Origin of the sequence: Luteimonas terricola (assembly GCF_004352845.1) — a bacterium.
Taxonomy (GTDB): Bacteria; Pseudomonadota; Gammaproteobacteria; order Xanthomonadales; family Xanthomonadaceae; genus Luteimonas; species Luteimonas terricola.
Map to the genome: position 1 here is coordinate 47,176 of NZ_SJRX01000007.1, position 21,268 is coordinate 68,443.

Annotated in this window: 24 protein-coding genes and 1 tRNA gene; 6 read left to right on the top strand and 19 right to left on the bottom strand. The window is 68.2% G+C overall.

Annotated features, from left to right (window positions below; genetic code table 11):
- Positions 1-61: 61 nt before the first annotated feature.
- Genes wecC through E2169_RS11260 form a run of 6 tightly spaced genes read right to left on the bottom strand, consistent with a single transcriptional unit; the run spans position 62 to position 7,067 of the window.
- A complete protein-coding gene (gene wecC, locus E2169_RS11235; protein WP_132986703.1) occupies positions 62-1,378 on the bottom strand; it encodes a UDP-N-acetyl-D-mannosamine dehydrogenase in 1,317 nt (438 codons plus the stop codon).
- Positions 1,375-2,781, bottom strand: a complete 1,407-nt coding sequence (locus E2169_RS11240; RefSeq protein WP_165942406.1) for a glycosyltransferase — start codon at positions 2,779-2,781, stop codon at positions 1,375-1,377. The genes wecC and E2169_RS11240 overlap by 4 nt, the downstream gene beginning before the upstream one ends.
- A complete protein-coding gene (locus E2169_RS11245; protein ID WP_132986705.1) occupies positions 2,768-3,634 on the bottom strand; it encodes an ABC transporter ATP-binding protein in 867 nt (288 codons plus the stop codon). The genes E2169_RS11240 and E2169_RS11245 overlap by 14 nt, the downstream gene beginning before the upstream one ends.
- A 3-nt stretch (positions 3,635-3,637) precedes the next feature.
- A complete protein-coding gene (locus E2169_RS11250) occupies positions 3,638-4,450 on the bottom strand; it encodes an ABC transporter permease (protein ID WP_132986706.1) in 813 nt (270 codons plus the stop codon).
- 6 nt (positions 4,451-4,456) lie between these two features.
- Positions 4,457-5,629 (bottom strand): cystathionine gamma-synthase, encoded by a 1,173-nt coding sequence (locus E2169_RS11255; protein WP_132986707.1) that lies wholly within the window; start codon positions 5,627-5,629, stop codon positions 4,457-4,459.
- Complete coding sequence (locus tag E2169_RS11260) at positions 5,622-7,067, bottom strand: glycosyltransferase (protein ID WP_165942407.1); 1,446 nt, start codon at positions 7,065-7,067, stop codon at positions 5,622-5,624. The genes E2169_RS11255 and E2169_RS11260 overlap by 8 nt, the downstream gene beginning before the upstream one ends.
- A 138-nt stretch (positions 7,068-7,205) precedes the next feature.
- Here E2169_RS11260 and E2169_RS14275 point away from each other — a divergent pair, with 138 nt between their 5' ends.
- Complete coding sequence (locus E2169_RS14275) at positions 7,206-7,895, top strand: DUF3108 domain-containing protein (protein ID WP_165942408.1); 690 nt, start codon at positions 7,206-7,208, stop codon at positions 7,893-7,895.
- A 52-nt stretch (positions 7,896-7,947) separates the two neighbouring features.
- On the opposite strand, the gene E2169_RS11270 is transcribed toward E2169_RS14275, so the two are convergent.
- The 4 genes from E2169_RS11270 to E2169_RS11285 all read right to left on the bottom strand — a co-directional run bounded on the left by E2169_RS11270 (position 7,948) and on the right by E2169_RS11285 (position 10,941).
- A complete protein-coding gene (locus E2169_RS11270; protein ID WP_132986710.1) occupies positions 7,948-9,324 on the bottom strand; it encodes a pyridoxal-phosphate dependent enzyme in 1,377 nt (458 codons plus the stop codon).
- Between the two features lie 153 nt (positions 9,325-9,477).
- On the bottom strand, positions 9,478-9,696 hold the full coding sequence (locus tag E2169_RS11275; protein ID WP_132986711.1) for an HP1242/YdcH family protein: 219 nt from the start codon (positions 9,694-9,696) through the stop codon (positions 9,478-9,480).
- Positions 9,697-9,997: 301 nt separating this feature from the next.
- The gene (locus tag E2169_RS11280) at positions 9,998-10,600 is read right to left on the bottom strand and encodes a hypothetical protein (protein ID WP_132986712.1); all 603 of its coding nucleotides are present in this window, start codon (positions 10,598-10,600) and stop codon (positions 9,998-10,000) included.
- Positions 10,597-10,941 carry a DUF4398 domain-containing protein gene (locus E2169_RS11285; RefSeq protein ID WP_132986713.1) on the bottom strand — a complete coding sequence of 115 codons (345 nt, stop codon included), beginning with the start codon at positions 10,939-10,941 and terminating at the stop codon, positions 10,597-10,599. Before E2169_RS11285 ends, E2169_RS11280 begins: the two co-directional genes overlap by 4 nt.
- A gap of 138 nt (positions 10,942-11,079) precedes the next feature.
- On the opposite strand from E2169_RS11285, the gene E2169_RS11290 reads away from it, so the two are divergent.
- Complete coding sequence (locus E2169_RS11290) at positions 11,080-12,195, top strand: PilT/PilU family type 4a pilus ATPase (RefSeq protein ID WP_132986714.1); 1,116 nt, start codon at positions 11,080-11,082, stop codon at positions 12,193-12,195.
- Between the two features lie 42 nt (positions 12,196-12,237).
- On the opposite strand, the gene maiA is transcribed toward E2169_RS11290, so the two are convergent.
- From maiA to rplM, 6 genes are all read right to left on the bottom strand, one after another.
- Positions 12,238-12,942, bottom strand: a complete 705-nt coding sequence (maiA, locus tag E2169_RS11295) for a maleylacetoacetate isomerase (RefSeq protein WP_132986715.1) — start codon at positions 12,940-12,942, stop codon at positions 12,238-12,240.
- Positions 12,943-12,985: 43 nt separating this feature from the next.
- On the bottom strand, positions 12,986-13,975 hold the full coding sequence (locus tag E2169_RS11300) for a fumarylacetoacetate hydrolase family protein (protein WP_132986716.1): 990 nt from the start codon (positions 13,973-13,975) through the stop codon (positions 12,986-12,988).
- A 167-nt stretch (positions 13,976-14,142) separates the two neighbouring features.
- Positions 14,143-14,886, bottom strand: a complete 744-nt coding sequence (locus E2169_RS11305; protein WP_132986717.1) for a 2OG-Fe dioxygenase family protein — start codon at positions 14,884-14,886, stop codon at positions 14,143-14,145.
- 111 nt (positions 14,887-14,997) lie between these two features.
- Positions 14,998-15,072 (bottom strand) — tRNA-Gln (locus E2169_RS11310).
- A gap of 50 nt (positions 15,073-15,122) precedes the next feature.
- Positions 15,123-15,515 (bottom strand): 30S ribosomal protein S9, encoded by a 393-nt coding sequence (gene rpsI, locus E2169_RS11315; RefSeq protein ID WP_132986718.1) that lies wholly within the window; start codon positions 15,513-15,515, stop codon positions 15,123-15,125.
- Positions 15,516-15,517: 2 nt separating this feature from the next.
- On the bottom strand, positions 15,518-15,946 hold the full coding sequence (rplM, locus tag E2169_RS11320) for a 50S ribosomal protein L13 (RefSeq protein WP_132986719.1): 429 nt from the start codon (positions 15,944-15,946) through the stop codon (positions 15,518-15,520).
- Between the two features lie 448 nt (positions 15,947-16,394).
- Here rplM and coq7 point away from each other — a divergent pair, with 448 nt between their 5' ends.
- Complete coding sequence (gene coq7 / locus E2169_RS11325; protein ID WP_132986720.1) at positions 16,395-17,036, top strand: 2-polyprenyl-3-methyl-6-methoxy-1,4-benzoquinone monooxygenase; 642 nt, start codon at positions 16,395-16,397, stop codon at positions 17,034-17,036.
- Positions 17,037-17,063: 27 nt separating this feature from the next.
- Here coq7 and sugE read toward each other — a convergent pair whose 3' ends face one another.
- Complete coding sequence (gene sugE / locus E2169_RS11330; protein ID WP_132986721.1) at positions 17,064-17,381, bottom strand: quaternary ammonium compound efflux SMR transporter SugE; 318 nt, start codon at positions 17,379-17,381, stop codon at positions 17,064-17,066.
- A 167-nt stretch (positions 17,382-17,548) separates the two neighbouring features.
- Complete coding sequence (gene speD, locus E2169_RS11335; RefSeq protein WP_132986722.1) at positions 17,549-18,340, bottom strand: adenosylmethionine decarboxylase; 792 nt, start codon at positions 18,338-18,340, stop codon at positions 17,549-17,551.
- A 215-nt stretch (positions 18,341-18,555) separates the two neighbouring features.
- Between speD and crp the strand changes: the two genes are divergently transcribed.
- The 3 genes from crp to E2169_RS11350 all read left to right on the top strand — a co-directional run bounded on the left by crp (position 18,556) and on the right by E2169_RS11350 (position 20,495).
- Complete coding sequence (gene crp, locus E2169_RS11340; RefSeq protein ID WP_229659168.1) at positions 18,556-19,188, top strand: cAMP-activated global transcriptional regulator CRP; 633 nt, start codon at positions 18,556-18,558, stop codon at positions 19,186-19,188.
- Between the two features lie 6 nt (positions 19,189-19,194).
- Positions 19,195-19,662 carry a GNAT family N-acetyltransferase gene (locus tag E2169_RS11345; RefSeq protein WP_132986724.1) on the top strand — a complete coding sequence of 156 codons (468 nt, stop codon included), beginning with the start codon at positions 19,195-19,197 and terminating at the stop codon, positions 19,660-19,662.
- Positions 19,663-19,742: 80 nt separating this feature from the next.
- The gene (locus E2169_RS11350) at positions 19,743-20,495 is read left to right on the top strand and encodes a sulfite exporter TauE/SafE family protein (protein WP_132986725.1); all 753 of its coding nucleotides are present in this window, start codon (positions 19,743-19,745) and stop codon (positions 20,493-20,495) included.
- Here E2169_RS11350 and E2169_RS11355 read toward each other — a convergent pair.
- A complete protein-coding gene (locus tag E2169_RS11355; protein WP_132986726.1) occupies positions 20,492-21,247 on the bottom strand; it encodes a haloacid dehalogenase-like hydrolase in 756 nt (251 codons plus the stop codon). The genes E2169_RS11350 and E2169_RS11355 overlap by 4 nt on opposite strands.
- Between the last annotated feature and the right edge of the window lie 21 nt (positions 21,248-21,268).

The window sequence follows — 21,268 nt, forward strand, 5'->3', positions numbered from 1 at the left end:
GCGATCTCGGCCTCGTGCGCCGCGGACTCTTCCCGTGGGTTGTCAGGTCGCTGCTCGCTCACTACCGGCTCCTGTGGGGTACTTGCTCCGCGCTCAGTGGCGCGCGCAGGAATCCGACGGTATCAATCACCCGCCTGCCGGCCGGGATCGACACGCTGCGGAACTTCTCGTGGCCGACCAGGATCAGGACGATGTCGGCCTGCGCGACTGCCTCCTCCGCCGGAACCATCGCCAGGCTCACGTCGCCGTGCCCCGCGTTGCCGAGCGCGTGCTCGTAGGGATCGGCGCAGAGCACGCGTCCCGGGAGGCGGCGCGTCAGGCGCAGCGCGATTTCCAGCGCCGGGCTTTCGCGGAAGTCGTCGACGTCGGGCTTGTACGACAGGCCGAGACAGGCCACCTTGGCATCGGGCGAGCGGGCCAGCGCCTCTTCCACCTGCGCGATGACGTGCTCGGGCTTGCTGTCGTTGACCAGTCGCGCCTGATGGATGAGCTTCGCCTGCTCCGGGCTGCTGGCGACGATGAACCACGGATCCACGGCGATGCAGTGCCCACCCACGCCCGGTCCGGGGTTGAGGATCGAGACCCGCGGGTGGCGGTTCGAGAAGGTGATCACGTCCCAGGCGTTGATGCCGAGGTGGTCGCAGATCATCGAGAGCTCGTTGGCGAACGCAATGTTGACGTCGCGATAGGCGTTCTCGGTCAGCTTCACCATTTCCGCAGTTCGGTTGTCGGTCTGCAGGCACTCGCCCTTCACGAACCTGCCGTAGAGCGCGGCCGCCAGCTCGCTGCAGCGCGGGGTCATGCCACCGATGATGCGATCGTTCTCGACCAGCTCCCTGAGCATCTTGCCCGGAATGATGCGCTCGGGGCAGTAGGCGATGTGGATGTCGACCTCGTGACCCTCGCCCGGGAAAATGAGATCGGGCCGCAGTTCGGCCATCACCCGGCACAGCTCGTCCGTCGTCCCGACCGGCGACGTCGACTCCAGGATGACCAGGTTGCCCTTGCGCAGGTGCGGCGCGATGGCGCGGCCCGCGGCCATCACATAGGAAAGGTCCGGCTTACGGATGCTGTCATGGGAGACCGGCGTCGGCACGGCGATGATGTAGGCATCGGCCGGAACCGGCTCGAGGTGGGCACTCAGCGCCCCCGACCCGACGACCCGGGCGACCAGCGCATCCAGGTCACCTTCCTCGATGTGGGGCTTGCCCTGATTGATCAGGTCGACGGTCGCCGGATTGATGTCGACGCCGTGCACGCGGACGCCCGAGGAGGCAAACATCGCAGCGGTCGGCAGGCCGATGTATCCGAGACCGATTACTGCAAGCGTTGTTTCGCGGTTCCCCCGCTCGATATCGCGCGTATCGCTGTCCGTCATTTTCCGTGCTCCGCAATCAAGGTTGTCATTCTGTCGTTCAGACGGCTTGAAATCACCGTCCAGTCGTAATCGCCCACCGCCCCGGCGGACAGGTCCAGGCCCCCGGCGAACCTGCCCGTCCGCGCGTCCGCCAGCAGCCCTAGCAAAGTGCGTGCCAGTTGGTCCGGATCCTGGCCGCAGACCCATCCCCGCGGAATGCCCTGCAGCAGTTCAGCCGCGGCGTCATCGCCATCGCCGATGTGCAGGATGGGGCGGCATGCCCCTAGATACTCGTAGAACTTGCCTGGAACCTGACACGGATTATCGTTGGCCAGGTTGACGAGCACATCACACCGCCCCTGCCATTCGACCGCTTCGGCATGCGGAAGAAAGCCCAGCAGGCGGATCGAGGCTGAGCGCCGGCTGGCGGCAAGCACGTCCTCCGGAACGGAGACGGAGGCAATGTTGAGCCGTACCCCGGGTGTGCGCTCGACCGCCTCGATAAGCGGGCCGATTTTCCTGAATGCGTAAAGGCTGCCGGTGTACAGCAGCTCCATCGTCCGCTCGCCGGTGAATACGGGGGGATCGGCGGCGTGTCCGTTTCGCCCTTCGAAGCCCTGCGTCAGCACGACCAGCCTGTCGCGGCCCATGCCATGGCGCTCCGACAGCACCCGGGCAGTCGCATCCGTGGTGACACACACAAGATCGGCGGACGCGCATACCTCGCGTTCAAGGCGCAGGGCGCGTCGGCGCCACCGCCCTGGCGTATAGGGCGCAAGCACCGGGTCTCCGAGATCCGCGATCCAGGGATAGCCCTTCCGGCTCGCACGCAGGCCCAGCGAGAGCGTGGTGGCCGGCTCGTGGGAGCTGACCACGAGGTCGATGCCCTGCGCGGCCAGCAGCCGGTCCAAGCCCTTCCGGGCCCACGGATACCACTCCGAGCGGCCGTCCGGGAAAAATCCGATGCCGATAAGCCTGTGCACGCCATGGAACAGCCACGTCCGGAGCCCGCTCAGGGCATTGTGCACACGCCCCTTCCAGTTCAGTGGCTCGGGGACGGCCACGTCCGCGCCAGGCGTATCCGGGCGCGGGACTGAGGCAGCTTTGCCCGTGCTCGCCTCCATCCCACTGCGGCGCTGTGGCGACCGTCGCTTCCGGGCCAGCAGGTTGAGCAGGCCCATGCCGGGACCGGCGAACGTACGATGGACGACAACGCCGCACGGCAGGCCCGGCAGGCCTTCGTTGCTTCCCGGGTGTTCGGGCGCGAGCACATGGATCCGGTGCCCATGCGCGGCAAGCCCAGCGGCGAGGTAGGCCCAGCGCAGCGACTGCGGGGAGGGGCTGGGAGGGAATTCGTACGCGATCAGCAGGATGTTGAAGGTCCGGCGCTTTCCCTGGCCGTGTCGCGCATCAACCGGTTCCATCGCCATCCCTGGGCCGCGCGGGCGCAGCCCCATCCCGCGCGACGATGCCCTCCGTCACCAGTCCTTCGTTTTCCGCCTCGAACTTGCGGCGCGCGATGTACTCCGGCGTCGACTGGTAGATCTTCTTGTACTCGTCGATCGCCTGGTTGATGGGGCCGAAATAGACCATTTCGCCGGCATCGAGCACGATCCCGACGCTGCAGATCCGGCGGAGCATCTGGAAGCTGTGGCTGGCCAGCACGACGATCTTGCTGCCCGCCACCCGCCCCACCATGCGTTCGCGCGCCTTGTCGACGAACTCCGCGTCACCGGCGCCGAACCACTCGTCCATCAGCATGATGTCGTGCTGGATGGTGGTTGAAAGCGCAAAGCCCAACCGCATCCGCTGGCCCGACGACAGCGTCGAAAGCCGGTGGTTGACGGCATGCTCCAGGCCCGCGAAATGCAGGATCTCGTCCAGGTCGCGGGCGACCTGCCGGGTGGGGACGCCCATCGCCGCCGCCCGCACGAAGACGTTTTCCCGGACGGTGCCATCGACGTGGAAACCGAGGCTCAGATTGAGGAGCGCCTGCACGCTTCCTGCGACCTCGACGTAGCCACTTGTGGGTTTGAAGGCACCCGACAGCATCCTGAGCAGCGTCGTCTTTCCTGCGCCGTTCCGCCCCATCACGGCGATGCGATCCCCTTCCCGGGCATGGAAGGTGACGTTGGACAGGATCTCGCGGTACTCGCGCCGCGGGCGCGCGGTGATCGCAGCGAACAGCGTGGACGCGAACGTACCTGCCGGACGCTCCCCCTGGACGAAGTGGGGCACCTTCAAAGTCACGTCGGTCGCAGAGAGATAGGCGGTCACGGCTCAGATCCAGAGCGCGACAAAGCGGCCGTACCTGCGGTAGAGCAGGGATGCCACGATCCAGCCGAGCACCGCCATCACGAGCACGACCACGATCGACGTCGTTTCCGGCATCTTGCCAAGCAACGGCGCGCGGACGACATCGAGCATATGGAACGCGGGGTTGAACCGCACAACCCCGCCACGCAGTGTGTCTGCGGGAAATTTCTCCACCGACCAGAGGATGGGCGTCAACAGCAAGCCCAGGATCAGTACGGTGCCGATCGCCTCCTGAACATCAGGCGCGCGGGCTCCGAGCATTGCCACGCACACAGCGATCCAAGCCACATTGGCGATTAGCAGCGGCATGGTCAGCAACAACGTCCAAAGCGATGACAAGTGGATGGCCGGAGACCAGATGTATACCGCCAGCATCACGAGGCCCCCGAGCAACAGGTGGAAGCCCGCCTTCGCAAACGAACTGAGGATGAAGTCCGTCAGCCGGACCCTGCCTTCCATGATGAACGCCTTGTGCGTGTGGAACGTTCCCACAGCATCGGTGATGACCTGGATCATGAAACGCCAGAGCAGGTAGCCGGTCCCGAGATAGGGCAGGAACTCAGTGAGCGGATTGTCCATCAGATGCGAGTAGACGTTCCCCAGCACGATCACGAAGACGGCGAACGGTGCGACCGCCCAGACGATACCCAGACTGGTGCGACGGTACTTCGTCGCGATGGCCAGCCAGCTGGAATACGCCCAGTAGTCTGGATGCCTGAGGCTCTTCCAGAGATCCGGAACCAAACTGTCGATCTGGGTCGATTTGTAGGGATGCATCTTGGATCAGTGCCTCAACGCATCCACAAGGTCCGCCTGCAGATCGGCGAAGTCCTCCACGCCAACGCTCAGCCGCACCAGGTTGTCCGTGATCCCAAGCCGCGCACGGATCTCCGCGGGCACCGAGGCATGGGTCATGATCGCGGGATGGTTCACTAGGCTTTCTACGCCGCCGAGCGACTCGGCGAGCGCGAACAGCCGGGTGCGCTCGCAGAATCGTGTGGCCGCTTCCGGCCCGCCCTTGAGATAGATCGAAACCATGCCGCCGAAACCGTCCATCTGGCGGCTGGCAAGCCCATGCTGGGGATGCGAGGCCAGGCCCGGGTAGACCACCTTTTCAATCGCCGGATGCGTTTCCAGCCACTGCGCAAGCGCCAGCGCGTTCTCGCAGTGCGCCTTCATTCGCAGGTGCAGGGTCTTCAGACCGCGCAGGGCCAGGAAAGAGTCGAAGGGCCCCTGGACCGCGCCGATGGAGTTCTGCAGGAAGGCCAGCTGTTCGGCCAGCTCCGGGTTGTCCCCGACCACTGCGATGCCGCCCACCATGTCGGAGTGGCCATTGAGGTACTTCGTCGCCGAGTGCACGACGATGTCCGCTCCCAGCTCGAGGGGGCGCTGGATGATCGGCGAGCAGAAGGTGTTGTCGACCACCACCAGCAGGCCGTGCCTGCGGGCAATCGCCGCGATCTGCGCGATGTCCACCAGCTTCAGCAGCGGGTTGGTCGGGGTCTCGATCCAGACCATCTTCGTTTCCGGGCGGATCGCTGCTTCGAACGCCGCCGGATCGGCCATGTCCACCCAGGAGGCGTCAAGCCCCATCGTGCGGCGCCGCACTCGCTCGAACAGGCGATAGGTGCCGCCGTAGACGTCGTCGGTGGCGATCACGTGGCTGCCGGCATCCAGCAGTTCGAGGACGGTCGAGCTCGCGGCCAATCCGGAGGCGAAGGCGAAGCCACGGGTCCCGCCTTCCAGCGCCGCCACGCAGCGCTCATAGGCGAAGCGGGTCGGGTTGTGGCTGCGAGAATACTCGAAGCCCTGATGCTCGCCGGGGCTGGACTGCACGTAGGTCGAGGTCGCATAGATCGGCGTCATCACGGCACCCGTGCTTGGGTCCGGTGACTGGCCGGCATGAATCGCCAGCGTTCCCATTCCGTGTTGTGCCGCCTTGTCGGAGCTAGCCATCGTTGTGCCTGCGGATCCCGAGAATCGAACCAGTTATGGTAGCACCAGCACCTGCGCCTGCTTTCACCTTAGAAGCGCGCCCCGCGGCCTCCAGCAGGACGCGTTCCACGCGCTCCGCGAGCGCCGTCCAGCCCCATCCGGCCACGGGCGCAAGGCCCAGGTCGAAGCCCTGGTCGAGCATCCCTGCGCGGGCCAGGCCTGCAAGCTTCGACACCGTGCTGGACACCGCTTCCGCATCGCCGGCGCAGGCCACGCCACGGCGCAGTTCGCCTAGCAGCCCGCTCACGGCGTCGCCCTGCTCCGCCTGCAGGTGCAGGACGGGCCGGCACGCGCCGAAGTACTCGTACACCTTCCCCGGGATCTGCGCAGGGTCGGCATTGGCGATGTTCACCAGCACGCCCGCCCGGCGCTGCAGCTCCAGCAGGCGTCGGTGCGGCACGCGCCCCAGCAGGCGCAGCCTCCCGGGCTGTCCGGCGGACAGCGCCGGCAGCCAGTCGGGCACGTTTCCGGAAGCGATGTTCAGCCGCACCCCGTCCACCTGCAGCACGCCCTCGATCAGCGCCCGGGGGTCGCGGAAGGCGTAGAAGCTGCCCGAGTACACCAGTTCAAACGGGCTTACGCCCCCGGAAGGCGCACCCTGCTGCGGCGGAGCCGCGGACAGGTCATCGAAGCCCTGCGACACCACGGTGATCGGGACCTCGCCCCCATGGCGTTGCCGCAGCAGGTCCCGGGTTCCGGCCGTCGTCACCATCACATGGTCGGCCTCGCGGAGCACCCTTCGCTCCAGGCCCGCCGCACGCCTGCGCCACCGGCGCGGCGTATAGGCCGCCAGCACCGGATCGCCCAGGTCAGCCACCCAGCACGCGCCCCCCGCCTTCGCCGCCAGGCCCAGCTGCAGGGTGGTGGCGGGCTCGTGCGAGGTAACCACGACATCGGGACGGACGAGGTCGACAATCCCCGGCAGCGCGCGCAGGGCCGGCCGCGCCCACTCGCCCCGCAGGTCGGGGAAGAGCAGCCACGACACCCCGTCCTGGAAGCGCTTCAGCAGCTGACCCTTCCAGTTCAGGCGGGGCGGCTCGACGGGCCCGGCATGGGCGAACGCGTCTTCTGCATCATCGATGCCGGCATCAGGCGCACTGCCAGCACTACCCTCCCCGGAATCCTGCCCCAAGGGCCGCCGGCGCTCCAGCCGTGCGAGCAGGCCGCGCACTGGACCGGGCGCCAGGCGATGGACACGCACGCCCGGCCCCAGCTCGGGAAGCCCCCGCCCCGACCCGCCGATATCGGGCGCCATGACGTGGACTTCGTGGCCCAGTTCGGCGAGCCGTCCACTCAGGTAGGCCCAACGCAGGGACTGCGGCGAGGGACTTGGCGGGAACTCGTAGGCGACCAGCAGGATCCGGAGCGGGAGGCAGGTGTCTTCCCGGATCCCGATCACCGGATCCGCCACTGTATTGGAGATTCACAGCTCATTGCCCGCACCGGGGTCGTACCTGGAACGGAGCAGGATGTCACATTCATCCATGCTGGAGTACTGTCCGGTCCAGCCCCAAACCAGACCCCACCGAGGTCCCGCTTGAAGCACGCCCTCCTGACCGCCGCCACCCTGCTGCTGGCCATCCTGCTTACGCCGTTGGCCCACGCCACCCCCGTTGCCCCCTTCCAGGCCGAGTATTCCGCCCGCTACAAAGGCATCCCCGCAAGCGCCCAGGCTTCGCTGCGCAAACAGGGCGACAACTGGATGTACCTGATGACCGTCGGCAACGCGGCCGCTTCGATGAGCCAGGCCACGGTGTTCGCCATCCGCGGCGACCTTTTCATCCCGCTGGGCGGCAGCGATCGCACCAGCTACGTGGGCCAGCAGCGCGCGGTCACCACCCGCTACGGCTGGGCCGGCGACCGCCAGGTTCGATGGACTGGCGACGTGAAGCCCAGCCGCGCGGGTCCTGTGGCGCTTCAGCGCGGCGACATCGACGGCCTGCTGCTGCAGCTCGCGCTGGTTCGCGACCATGAGCAGGGCCGCGCCAATCCGTCATACCGGGTCATCGAGAATGGCCGCGCACGTTCGGGCAACTTCCGCCGCGCCGGCACCGAACAGGTGACGGTCGGGAAGAAGACCGTCACCGCCGCCCGCTACGTCCAGACCGAGCGCGGCAAGACCACGACCGTGTGGGTCGCGACCGGGACCCCCGTCCCGGTCCGGTTCACCCAGCAGGAAGACGGCAAGGAAACGATCCGGCTGACCCTGGACTCCTGGCGCCGCTGAAGCGCGGCTGCCATCGCTGGCAGGATGACTCCCGCCAGCCCAGCCGCCACGCCTACGCGACCCGCCTGCGCAGCCAGTTCAGCAGGTCGATCCGCGTGATCAACCCCAGGAAACGATCGCCGTCCATCACGATCGCCACCTTGCCGCCGTCAAACACGGGCAGCAGCGCTTCCACAGGCGACTTCACGTCCAGGACCTCGAGTTTGCTGACCATCGCCGTGAACACCGGGTCGCGGAAGCGGGCCTCGTCGCCGTAGACATGCAGCAGCACGTCGGATTCGTCCAGGATGCCGGACAGGCGCTCGCCGTCCATCACCGGCAGCTGCGAGATCTCGTACAGCTTCATGCGCTGGTAGGCGGTGACCAGCAGGTCGTCGGGGCCCACCACCACGGTGTCCTTCTGCGAGTACGGGCGCAGGATCAGGTCGCGCAGGTCGCCGTACTGCTCGCGCTCGATGAAGCCGTTGTCGAGCATCCAGTAGTCGTTGTACATCTTCGACAGGTACTTGTTGCCGGTGTCGCAGACGAACACCAGCACCTTCTTCGGCTCGGTCTGCTCGCGGCAGTATTTCAGCGCCGCGGCAAGCAGGGTGCCGGTGGAGGAGCCACCGAGGATGCCCTCCTTCGCCAGCAGCTCGCGCCCGGCCAGGAAGCTCTCCTTGTCGGTGATGGCATAGGCCTTCTTCACGCGTGAAAAGTCGGAGATCGTCGGCAGGAAGTCCTCGCCGATGCCCTCGACCATCCAGCTCGCCGACTTCTCGGACAGCGTGCCTTCGTTGATGTACTCGGCCAGGATCGAGCCCACCGGGTCGGCCAGCACCATCTCGATGTCCGGCGCGTGCTCGGCGAAGCAGCGCGAGAGGCCGCTCATCGTGCCGGAACTGCCGCAGCCGAAGACCACGGCGTCGACGCCGCCCACCTCCGCCATCTGCCGCAGGATCTCCGGACCGGTGCCGAACTCGTGCGCGGCCGGGTTGTCCGGGTTGCCGAACTGGTTGACGAAATAGGCGCCCGGGGTCTCGCCGGCGATGCGCTCGGCGAGGTCCTGGTAGTAGTCGGGATGCCCCTTGGCGACGTCGGAGCGGGTCAGCACGACTTCGGCGCCCATTGCCTTGAGGTTGAAGATCTTCTCCCGGCTCATCTTGTCCGGGACCACGAGGATGAGCTTGTAGCCCTTCTGCTGCGCCACCAGCGCCAGGCCGATGCCGGTGTTGCCGGCGGTGCCTTCGACCAGGGTGTCGCCGGGCTTGATGTCGCCGCGCTGCTCGGCCGCCTCGATCATGCTCATGCCGATGCGGTCCTTGATCGAACCGCCGGGATTCTGGCTCTCGAGCTTGAAGTAGATCTCGCAGCGGCCGGCATCGAGGCTGCGGGCCCTGACGATGGGCGTGTCGGCGATGAGCCCGAGGACGGAGTCGTGGATCGGCATGCGGCACCAGTCGTGCGATGGGACGCCGATTATCGCATCGCCGGCCGGCCGGGGCGGATCAATGGCCCGGCTCCGGCGCGGGCGGCGGCCTCCGACGAGGAAGGTCGCCGCCGCCCGCGACAGTCTTGGCTTCTTACGTGGGGGACGCAGGAATCAGTGGGTGAGGGTCTGGTACATCACGGACAGCCGGTCCTTGGCGGCGAGCTTCTCGCGCTTCATCCGCGACAGGGTGGTGTCGTCGATCGGCAGCACGCCGAGTTCCGCATCGAGCACTTTCTTGTCCAGCTCCTTGTGGTGGTGGTAGAGCTGCCGGAACTCGGGGTTGTCCTTGAACAGCGCGTCAAGTTCCGCCTGGGGTTGCCCTTCGAACATGGAGACCTCCTTCAGCCAGGGCCCGCGCATGCAATGGCGCGGGCATGCAAAAACGCCCCGGGCCTTGCGGCACGGGGCGTATCGGGGGGAGGGGACGCTTCAGGCTCCGGACGCTCCCCCCTCGGGAGCGTCCGCGGGGGCTTGCCCGCGGCGACGTTCCCGTTGGAGTCGCTGGATTCCGTCACGATGTCGTCCCTTCAGCGAGGCGGTTCCGCCGGAGGGTGGAATCCGCCTCTGGATCCGACCCTACTCCTCCCCGACAGGGGGGGCAAGGGCCACCCGGGGGACCCGTTCAAGGCGTTCAGCGCGGGTCGTTTTCCAGGGATTTCAGCAGCTCGGCCTCCTGCCGCTTGAGCTCGGCCTCGCGCTCGCGGGCGGCGCGCAGGCGGGCGGCCTGGGTGCTGGCGACGTCGTCGAGCACGCCCTCGGCGCGCTGGCGGGCGCCGGTCTCGATCTCCGCCTCCAGGCGCAGCCGCTCGGCCTCCTCGGCCTGGATCCGGGCCTGGATGCGCAGGCGCTCGGCCTCGGCGCGGGCGCGGGCGGCATCCTGCCGGCTGGCCTCGACCAGGAGCTCGCTGCGCTCACGGTCAAGGCGGTCGATCTCACGCCTGGCCAGCTCGGTGGCGGCGACGGTTTCGACGGTTTCGACGCGCCACTCGGCGATCTGGCGGGCGTCGGCCTTGTCCTGGGCGCCACGCGCGGCAACCAGGGCGTCGATGGCCTGGCGCGCGCGCAGTCGCTCATAGGCGGCGAGGGAGGCGCGCTCGGGGTCCGCATCGAGCGAGCGCAGGCGGGCCTCGAGCGCGGCGCTACCGTCGTCGGAAGCGGCGCGGGACTGCTGTGCCATCGCGAAGCCGGGAAGCAGCAGCAGGGCCGCAAGCGCGGCAGCGGCCAGGCGGATCATGGCTGGCCCCCGGCGCCCAGGCGCTCGCGGAGCGAGGCCACTTCGGCGCGGCGCTGGGCCAGGGTGGCCTCGGCCTGGGCGCGGGCACTGCGGGCGCTGGCGAGATCGGCCGAGGCCTCGGACAGCCCGGCCAGGGCGCGGGCGTCGCGCTCCTTGCCTTCGGCCATCGCGGCCTGGGCGCGGCTGAGTGCCGTCCGGGCGCGATCGAGATCCTGCGGTGCGTACTGCTGCGCGTCGGCCGCATCGGCCCGCGCCACGGCCTGGCCCGCGGCGGAAAGCTCGGCCGTCGGCGGCGGAAGGCTGGCGCAGCCGGCCAGGGCGAGCGCCAGAACGAGACACATGCCATGCAGGTGTCCGGGAAATTGTGCGAAGCTTGTGCGCATAGGGGGCCGCCGCGGAAATGGGGAAACGCCCGGCCATTGTCAACAGCATCCGCCCGGATCGCAATCGTCCGCGGCGCGACATGGGGAATCCCACGAATGGACATCGGCTACTTCCTGAAGCTGATGACGGAGAAGAACGCCTCCGACATGTTCCTGACCACCGGTGCGCCGGTGTACATCAAGGTCGAAGGCAAGCTTTATCCGCTGGGCAACACCGGCCTGCCCCCGGGCATGGTCAAGAAGATCGCGTACTCGCTGATGGACGAGGGCCAGGTGCCGCAGTTCGAGCGCGACCTGGAGCTGAACATGGCGCTGTCGCTGGCCGAGTCCGGCCGCTTCCGCGTCAACGTGTTCAAGCAGCGCGGCGAGGTCGGCATGGTGATCCGCGCCATCCGCAGCACCATTCCGTCGATCGAGGAGCTGCAGCTGCCGCAGGTGCTGAAGGAGATCATCATGGCCCCGCGCGGGCTGGTGCTGATCGTCGGCTCCACGGGCTCGGGCAAGTCGACCACGCTGGCGTCGATGATCGACCACCGCAACAGCACCACCGCGGGCCACATCCTCACCATCGAGGACCCGATCGAGTACCTGCACCGGCACAAGAAGTCGATCGTCAACCAGCGCGAGGTCGGCCTGGACACCCACGCCTTCCACAACGCGCTGAAGAACGCGATGCGCGAGGCGCCCGACGTCATCCTGATCGGCGAGATCCTGGACGCGACCACGATGGAGGCCGCGATCGCCTTCGCCGAGACCGGGCACCTGTGCCTGGCGACGCTGCACTCCAACAACGCGGACCAGACCATCGAGCGCATCCTCAACTTCTTCCCCGAGGCCGCGCACAAGAACGTGCTGATGAACCTGGCGCTGAACCTCAAGGCAGTGGTCAGCCAGCGCCTGGTGGTGGGCACCGACGGCCGCCGCATGCCGGCGACCGAAGTGCTGATCAACACGCCGATGATCCGCGACCTGCTGCGCCGCGGCCAGGTGCACGAGATCAAGCAGGCGATGGAGGAGTCGCTGGAGGAAGGCATCGAGTCCTTCGACCAGTGCCTGTTCCGCCTCTACAAGGAAGGCCGCATCGAGCGCGAGACCGCGCTGCGCGCCGCCGACTCGCGCGAGGGCCTGGACCTCAAGTTCCGCCTCTCCGAGGGCGGCGACGGCGAGCACGACCCCTACGCTGACGTATTCGAAGCCGGCCAGTCGCACTGAGGGAGCCGCGCGTCGTCGCAGCCATGCTGCGACTTCGTGCCCCTAAGTCGTCGCCGGCGCATCCGGCTGCCGTTCCGGACGCGCCGCGTCGAAGGCGGGCAGTTCCAGGCAGCGCCGTTCGATCCGCGCGATCACCGGGTACGCGGCCATGTCCACGCCGAAGCGGCGGGCGTTGTAGACCTGCGGCACCAGGCAGCAGTCGGCGATGGTGGGCTGGTCGCCCTCGCAGAACTCACCGGTCGACGGGTTGTCGGCCAGCAGCGACTCCAGCGCGCGGAAGCCGCCGTCGATCCAGTGCTTCACCCACACCTCGCGCTCGGGCTGGGGCACGCCCCAGTCGTGCTCGAGGTACTGCAGCACGCGCAGGTTGTTGAGCGGATGGATCTCGCAGGCCACCACCTGCGCCAGCGCGCGCACGCGCGCACGGTCGCGGGCCGTGGCCGGCAGCAGCGGCGGCTCCGGCCACATCTCGTCGAGGTATTCCAGGATCGCCAGCGACTGGCGCAGGTTGCGGTAACCATGCTGCAGCACCGGCACCAGCTCCTGCGGATTGAGCTCGGCGAAGCCGGGGGCATGCTGCTCGCCGCCGCCTCGCACCAGGTGCACCGGGGCGATGTCGTACTTCAGGCCCTTGAGGTTGAGCCCGATGCGCACGCGATAGGCCGCGCTGGACCGCCAGTACGAATGCAGGCACAGCGCGCCGTTGCCGTTGCCTTTGCCCGCTGCCACGTCCTCTTCGGCCGCCATGCATCCCCTCCCCTTTGATCCCCGCCGCCGGCCGGGCCTGCGCTCAGGGCGCGGCCTGGTGTTCGATGAGCTGCTCGATGGCGCCGAAGATCGATGCGCCGTCGGCGTCGAACATCTCGATGCGCACGCGGTCGCCGAAGGACATGAACGGTGTCTTCGGTGCTCCGTGCTCCAGCGCCTCCACGGTCCGCCGTTCGGCGAAGCACGAGGCGCCCAGCGAAGTGTCCTCGTTGGCGATCGTACCCGAGCCAACGAGAGTGCCGGCCGACAGCGGCCGCGTCCTGGCCGCGTGCGCGACCAACTGGCCGAAGTCGAACTGCATGTCCACGCCGGCCTCGGGCGCGCCGAACCATTCGCCGTTGACGTGGGTCACCAGCGGCCGGTGCAGCTTGCTGCCGCGCCAGGCATCGCCCAGCTCGTCCGGGGTCACGAACACCGGCGACAGCGCCGAGCGCGGCTTGGACTGCAGGAAGCCGAAGCCCTTGGCGAGTTCGCCGGGAATCAGGTTGCGCAGCGACACGTCATTGACCAGGCCGATGAGCTGGATGTGGCCGGCGGCCTGCTCGGGCGTGACCGCCATCGGCACGTCGTCGGTGATGACGACGATCTCGGCCTCGAGGTCGATGCCGTGGTCCTCGCTGGTCACGCGCACGGGATCGCGCGGGCCGAGGAAGCCGGCGCTGGTGGCCTGGTACATCAGCGGGTCGGTGTAGAAGCTTTCGGGCACCTCGGCGCCGCGGGCGCGGCGTACGCGCTCGACGTGCGGCAGGTAGGCGCTGCCGTCGAGGAATTCATATGCCCGCGGCAGCGGCGCGGCGAGCTGCGCCGGCTCCAGTTCGAAGGCACCGTCGGCGCCGCCGTCGTTGAGCGCATCGGACAGCGCGACCAGGCGCGGGGCGATGTTCGACCAGTCCTCGAGCGCCTGCTGCAGCGTCGCCGCGATCCCGGTGGCGCGCACCGCGCTCGAAAGATCGCGCGAGACCACCACCAGGGTGCCGTCGCGCCCGCCCTCTTTCAAAGAACCCAGCTTCATCACCGCTCCGCAAAAGTCGCAATCCCGGGATTGTAGCGGGGCTGTGGCTGGCGTGTGGGGAGAGCATTTTTTTGGCCACGGATTTACGCGGATTACGCGGATCCGTGGCTGAAGAAGCTTCTCGCCCTATCCGCGTGTTTCCGCGCAGATCCGTGGCAAGAAAGCTCTTAACCCTCCCCCTGGAACGCACCCGAACGGTACGTCAGCACCAAAGTGTCGCGGTGGCCGTGGCCGTCGGGTTCGAGGGGCTGGATCGGGGTGGATTCGTGGATGACGCGGGTGTCGTCGAGGAGCAGCACCGACCAGGGGTCTTCGAGCGTGAAGCGGTGGCCGTCGGGGCCGGCGGCGTCGAAGACGCGGGTTTCGCCGCCCTTGATGCCTTCGCGGGCGACCAGGAACACGGCGACGAAGTCGACGCCATCGCGGTGCGCGCCCTCGGGCGTCGGGCGACCGATGCCGTCGCTGGTGTCGATGCGGAACTGGTGCGCTTCGACATGCCAGGGGCCGGCGTCGCGCACGTCGCTGCACAGGGCCCCGAGCGCGGCGAGCAGCCGCGACCACGCGGGCTGTGACGTCAGCGCCTGTGACAGCGGCTGGTACATGCGCTCCATGCCGCCGTGCAGGGCGTTGTAGTCCTGCGACTGCCAGTGGGCCCGGTGCGGCGCCAGGCGGCTCTGGGCGCCATCGACCACGAAGCAGGAATGCCGGCGGTGGCGGTAGCGGCCGCCGTCACGCAGGTATTCGTCGGGGGGCAGATCGTCCCAGCCGATGCCCAGGCCGACGATGTCCGCCGGCGCCAGCCCGGTGGCTGCCGCCACCGCGGCGGGCGACAGCGCCGCGTAGCCTTCGTCGCGAAGCGCTGTCCGCTCGGCGCCTTCGGGCGTGTACGGCGGTGGGAAAACGATGGCCATGGCGATGCCCCTCGGCGGCCGCGGCGACGCAGGACCGGCGGCCGCCGCCAGGCGCCCGGACCCGGAAAGGACGAAGCCCGCACACGGCGGGCTTCGGGCTTTCTGGCGATGTGGCAGCCCCGGAAGGATTCGAACCTCCGAATGCCTGAGTCAGAGTCAGGTGCCTTACCGCTTGGCGACGGGGCTATGCAGCGATTGTAGCGCAGGATCGCAAAAAGCGACCCTGAATACCGCGATCAGCGCTTCGAGAACTGGGTCGCGCGACGGGCCTTGTGGAGACCGACCTTCTTGCGCTCGACCTCGCGGGCGTCGCGGGTCATGAAGCCCGCCTTGCGCAGCTCGGACTTCAGGGTCTCGTCGTAATCCACCAGCGCGCGGGCGATGCCCAGGCGGATGGCGCCGGCCTGGCCGGTGGTGCCGCCGCCGGTGGTCGTGACCATGATGTCGAAGCTCTCGGTGTTCTTGGTCAGCTCGAGCGGCTGGCGCACGATCATGCGCGCGGTCTCGCGGCCGAAGAACTCGTCGAGCGGACGGTCGTTGACGGTGATGGTGCCGGTACCGCGACGCAGGAACACGCGGGCGACGGAGGACTTGCGACGGCCGGTGCCGTAATTCTGGGTGATTGCCATGTTCAGATATCCAGGACTTGCGGCTGCTGGGCGGCGTGCGGGTGCTCGGAACCCTTGTAGACCTTGAGCTTGCGGTACATCGCGCGGCCCAGGGTGTTCTTCGGGAGCATGCCCTTGACCGAATGCTCGATGACGCGCTCGGGGTGGCGCTCAAGCGCCTGCCCCAGGGTCTCGGACTTCAGGTTGCCGATGTACCCGGTGAAGCGGTAGTACATCTTGTCGGCGAGCTTGTTGCCGGTGACGTGGATCTTCTCGGCGTTGACCACGATGATGTAGTCGCCGGTGTCGACGTGCGGGGTGTAGACGGGCTTGTGCTTGCCGCGGAGGCGACGCGCGATCTCGGTGCTCAGGCGGCCGAGGGTCTTGCCGGTGGCATCGACCACGAACCAGTCGCGCTGGACGGTCTCGTTCTTGGCGGTAAAGGTCTTCATCAGGAAACTCTCAGGGGTGACTGGTCGGGCTGGTTGCGCGGGCCGACGCCTGCGGAACTTCGCCTCGCGTTTTCACGTTCGGGGAACGCAAGAGGCGGAATTGTACCGGGGGCGGCGTGGCGCTGCAACTTGCTCGGGCCAGGTCAGGCAAAGCGGGGGCCAGGGCTTGTCGGGTCCTCCGCCGGCTGACCACGGTGGTGGTCTTTATGCCGGCTGCGGACCCGACAAGCCCTGGCTCCAACCGCCGTCGCGGGGTTGGAGGGCGACGGGACGCCGCGCGGCCCCGGACATCCCCCCCCCACCGGCGGTGCGGGTCGCTGCTCTTCCCCACGCCGCGGGACGGATGCGCGGGCGGGGCGTACAGGTGCGCAGCGGACATAAAGACCACCACCGTGGTCAGTCCGCGGAGTACCTGTACGCCCCGCCTCCCGCGGCCCACAATGCGCGAATGGCCACCCGCACCCTCTCTCCCCTCGACCGCCTGCTGGCGGATGCCCAGAACGCCCTCGAAACCGTGGCCGGCCGGCCGCGGGCGGAGCGGCCCAACCCCGGGGCGGGTGAGCCCGAGGTCGAACTGGATGACGCCGAGCGGCGCCATGCCGCGGGGCTGATGCGGGTCAACCACGTCGGTGAGGTCTGTGCCCAGGCGCTGTACGTCGGCCAGGCCACGGTCGCGCGCGACCCGGCCACCCGGGCACATCTTCTGGAGGCGGCGCAGGAGGAGACCGACCACCTGGCCTGGTGCGACGACCGCCTGCGCGAGCTGGACAGCCGGCCGAGCATCTTCAATCCGCTGTGGTACGGCGGCAGCTATGCCATCGGGCTGCTGGCGGGGCTGCGCGGCGACGGCTGGAACCTGGGCTTCGTGGTCGAGACCGAGCGCCAGGTCGAAGCCCACCTGGCGGAACACCTGCAGACCCTGCCCGAGGCCGACCTGCGCAGCCGCGCCATCCTCGAGACCATGAAGGCCGACGAGGCCCGCCACGCCGACAACGCCGAGGCGGCCGGTGCGCGCGTGCTGCCGCAGCCGATTCCGACGCTGATGGCCCTGGCTTCGAAGGTGATGAAGACGGTGGCTTACCGGGTCTGACCCGCAGGCAGATGGGGCCACCCCGCCTCAGCCCGACACGAACTTCAGCCCGACCACGCCGCACACGATCATGGCGATGCACGCCAGCCGCGCCGGCGAGGCGCTCTCGGCGAACAGCACGATGCCCACCGTCGCCACGCCGACCGCGCCGATCCCGGTCCAGATCGCGTAGCCGGTGCCGATCGGGATCGCCTTCAGGGCCTGCGAGAGGAACCAGAAGCTCACCACCATCGCCGCCGCGGTGCCCACGCTGGGCCAGAGCCGGGTCCAGCCGTCGGTGTATTTCAGGCCAATGGCCCAGACGACCTCGAACAGTCCGGCCACAAGCAGATAGATCCATGCCATCGGGGGTCCTCCTTCCTGAAAAAAGAAACGGCCCGGAGCCTTCGCTCCGGACCGCCGTCGGTCTTCGTCCGCGGACCTGGTCCGCGCGCGGGCCGTCCCGCTGTTTCATTCGTGGTGGGCACTCTCCCACCACCCCGCTCAACGCCGCGTGACCCGCGGCGGCGGACTCACTCCACCAGGTTGCGCCCGTGGAACAGCTCCTCGATCTCGCGCTTGAGCAGCGCCTCGATCTTCATGCGCTCCTTGAACGACAGGTTCCGCGCCTTCTCTTCGAAGAGGTACTGGTCGAGGTCGAAGTCCTTCAGGTGCATCTTGGTGTGGAAGATATTCTCCTGGTAGACGTTGACGTCGAACATCTCGTAGCGGGCCTTGATGTTCTTGGTCAGGAAGTCCTGGATCGAATTGATCTTGTGGTCGATGTAGTGCTTCTTGCCCTTGATGTCGCGGGTGAAGCCGCGCACGCGGTAGTCGGCGATGACGATGTCCGACTCGAAGCTCTCGATCAGGTAGTTCAGCGCCTTCAGCGGCGAGATCACGCCGCAGGTGGCCACATCGATGTCGGCGCGGAAGGTCGCGATGCCCGCCTGCGGGTGCGTTTCCGGGTAGGTGTGGACGGTGATGTGGCTCTTGTCCAGGTGCGCGACCACGGCGTCGGAGATCACGCCCTTCGCATCCGCCTTGTCGATCACGGGCTGCTCGGAGATCAGGATCGTCACCGAGGCGCCCTGCGGATCGTAGTCCTGGCGCGCGATGTTGAGGATGTTGGCGCCGATGATCTCGGCGACGTCCGTCAGGATCTGCGTCAGCCGGTCGGCGTTGTATTCCTCGTCGATGTACTCGATGTAGCGCTGGCGCTCGTCCTTGGAGACGGCGTAGCACACGTCATAGATGTTGAAGCTCAGGGCCTTGGTGAGGTTGTTGAATCCCTGCAGCTTCAGGCGAGGCAGCGGCTTGACCACGTCATGCGATCCCGGTTCGGGCGGAAAGTGCGCGATTATGCGACAAAGGGACCGGCGCCGCGAGCGAAGCCCGCCTTGAGTGCGCCCACGGAGGATCAATGGTTTGCCGGATGCGGCCTGACGGCCTACTCTTGCTTCATCCCCCGTTTAACTTCCTCATGACAATCAGCCCTGTGGCCATCATCAGCACATACAGACGCCCCCAACATCCCCTCATGCCTTCGCCGGCCACGATCGAGCGCTTCCTGGCGCATTGCCACCGGCGCCGCTACCCGCCCCGCACCGAGGTCTTCCGCCCCGGCGACCAGGCCGGGACCATGTATTACGTGGTCAGCGGCTCGGTCAGCATCATCACCGAGGAAGACGACGGCCGCGAACTGATCCTGGGCTACTTCGGCCCCGGCGAATTCGTCGGCGAGATGGGGCTCTTCATCGAATCCGACGTGCGCGAAGTGGTGCTGCGCACGCGCGTGCAGACCGAGCTTGCGGAAATCAGCTACGAACGCCTCTACCAGCTGTTCGACGGCTCGCTGTCCGGGGACGCCACCCAGATCATGTATTCGATCGGCTGCCAGCTCTCGCGGCGCCTGCTCGACACCAGCCGCAAGGCGGGGCGCCTGGCCTTCCTCGACGTCACCGACCGCATCACCCGCACCCTGCACGACCTGACCCGCGAGCCCGAGGCCATGACCCATCCCGACGGCACCCAGTTGCGGGTCTCGCGCCAGGAGCTGGCACGACTGGTCGGCTGCTCGCGCGAAATGGCCGGACGCGTGCTGAAGAAGCTCCAGATCGACGGCAAGCTGCACGCCCGCGGCAAGACCATCGTCCTCTTCGGCACCCGCTAAAGGGCGATGGCGGCGTTCGAACCCAGGGGCCTGCTGCCGGACGCGGACCTGCGCAGCGCCTCGGCGATCGACGCCGACGACGTCGCGGTGCTGCTCAGTGCGCTGGGCTATCCCTGCGACACCGCCGACGCCGCGCGCCGCATCGCCTCGATCACCGCCAACGACCGCCAGGCCCTGGTGGTGGCGCGCTGCGGCGGCATGGTCACTGGGCTCATCGCGCTGGACTTCATGTACTACCTGCCGCTGGACACCACCACCTGCAGGATCACCGCTCTGGTGGTCTCGCCCGGCGCACAGGGTCGCGGGCTGGGCCGCCAGTTGCTGCGCGAGGCCGAACGCCGCGCCCGCGCCGCCGGCGCCGCCCGGGTCGAACTGAGCAGCGGCTCGCAGCGCACCGAGGCCCACGCCTTCTACAGGGCCTGCGGCTTCGGCGACGGCACCCTGCGCTTCATCAAGCGCCTGGGCGACGCTTGACCCCGGACAACCCGCACAGCCACCGGCAACGTTAATCTGCGCGTCCGGACGGTGCCCCCACGGCGCCGGGAAGGCGCCGCATGGATCTGCTCGGAAGCCATTTCCTCGTATTCGTGATCATCGGGCTGTGCGCACAGCTCATCGACGGCGCACTGGGCATGGCCTATGGCCTGGTGTCGTCCTCGATCCTGCTGGCCATGGGCATGCCGCCGGCCGCGGTCAGCGCGAGCGTACACACCGCGGAAGTATTCACCACGGGCGTCTCGGGCGCCGCCCACGGCATGCTCGGCAACGTCGACCGCCGGCTGATGCTGCGCCTGGCGCTGCCTGGCGTGGTGGGCGGCGTCATCGGCGCGACCATCCTCAGCCGGCTCGACGGCGATGCCGTCAAACCGTGGATCCACGGCTACCTGTTCGTGCTCGCGCTGCTGATCCTGCTGCGCGCGGCCGGGCGTCGGGTGCCGCGCGGCCAAGTGAAGCGGGTCGGCCTGCTCGGCTTCGTGTCCGGCCTGCTGGATGCGATCGGTGGCGGCGGCTGGGGGCCGATGGCCACCTCCACCCTGCTCGCCAAGGGCGGCGAGGCGCGCACCACCATCGGATCGGTGAGCGCGTCGGAGTTCGTGGTCACGCTGGCGATCTCGACCACCTTCCTGCTGACCATCGGGCTCGAGCACTGGCAGGTGATCCTGGGCCTGCTGGTGGGCGGCGTGATCGCAGCCCCGCTGGCCGCCCTGATGGTCCGCTACGTCCGCGAGCGCGCGGTGCTGGTCGCGGTCGGCGCCCTGGTGATGGCGATCTCCAGCGTCCAGATCTACCGGGCGCTGGCAGGCTAGGCGCGGTCGCCGGGCAGCGGGCCGCCGGCATCGCCGGCAACGGCCGGTTCGCCGCCGCGACCCGGGCATCCCCAGTTGAGGATCGGCGTGCCCGCGGGCAGTTCACGGCGGAACAGCGCGACCGAACCCGGCTTGGGGTTCACCACCACCGGCGAGCGCGCGGCGCGCAGCAGCGGCAGATCGGCGCTGGAGTCGGAATAGGCGGCGTCGATGTCGCCCCAGCCGAGCTCGCGCAGCATGCGCATCTTCTCTTCGTTGTGGCAGTGGCGCGTGGCGACCACGGCGCCGAAGCGCGGCCCGGCGATGGTGCCGACCACAGGCACGTCCTCATGGGCGACGAAGGCGAGGATGGCACGCGCCAGTTCGGGCGGCGCGCCGGTGGCGACCACCACGCGGTCGCCGCGCGCGCGATGGGCGTGGAAGACGTCCAGCGCCACCGGCAGCAGGCGCGCGCGGATCTCGTCGACGTGATCGGCAACGTAGGCATCGGTCAGCGCATCGAGGTCACGCACGCGGTGCAGGCCCACGGTGCCGGCCCAGACGAAGCCGGAAATGCCCACGCGCCGGGTCGGCAGGAAGGCCACCATCGGACCGAACACCGGCGCGAGCAGCAGCGCCAGCAGCCGACGCCACCAGGCGCGCTTGATCAGCCAGGCGAAAAGATGACTGCCGGAATCGCCGTCGTAGAGCGTGTGGTCGAAATCGAAGACGACCAGCGGCGCGTCGTCGCGCGGTGGCGCGTATCCCCGCATCCCCGCCGCCGCAGTCGCGGT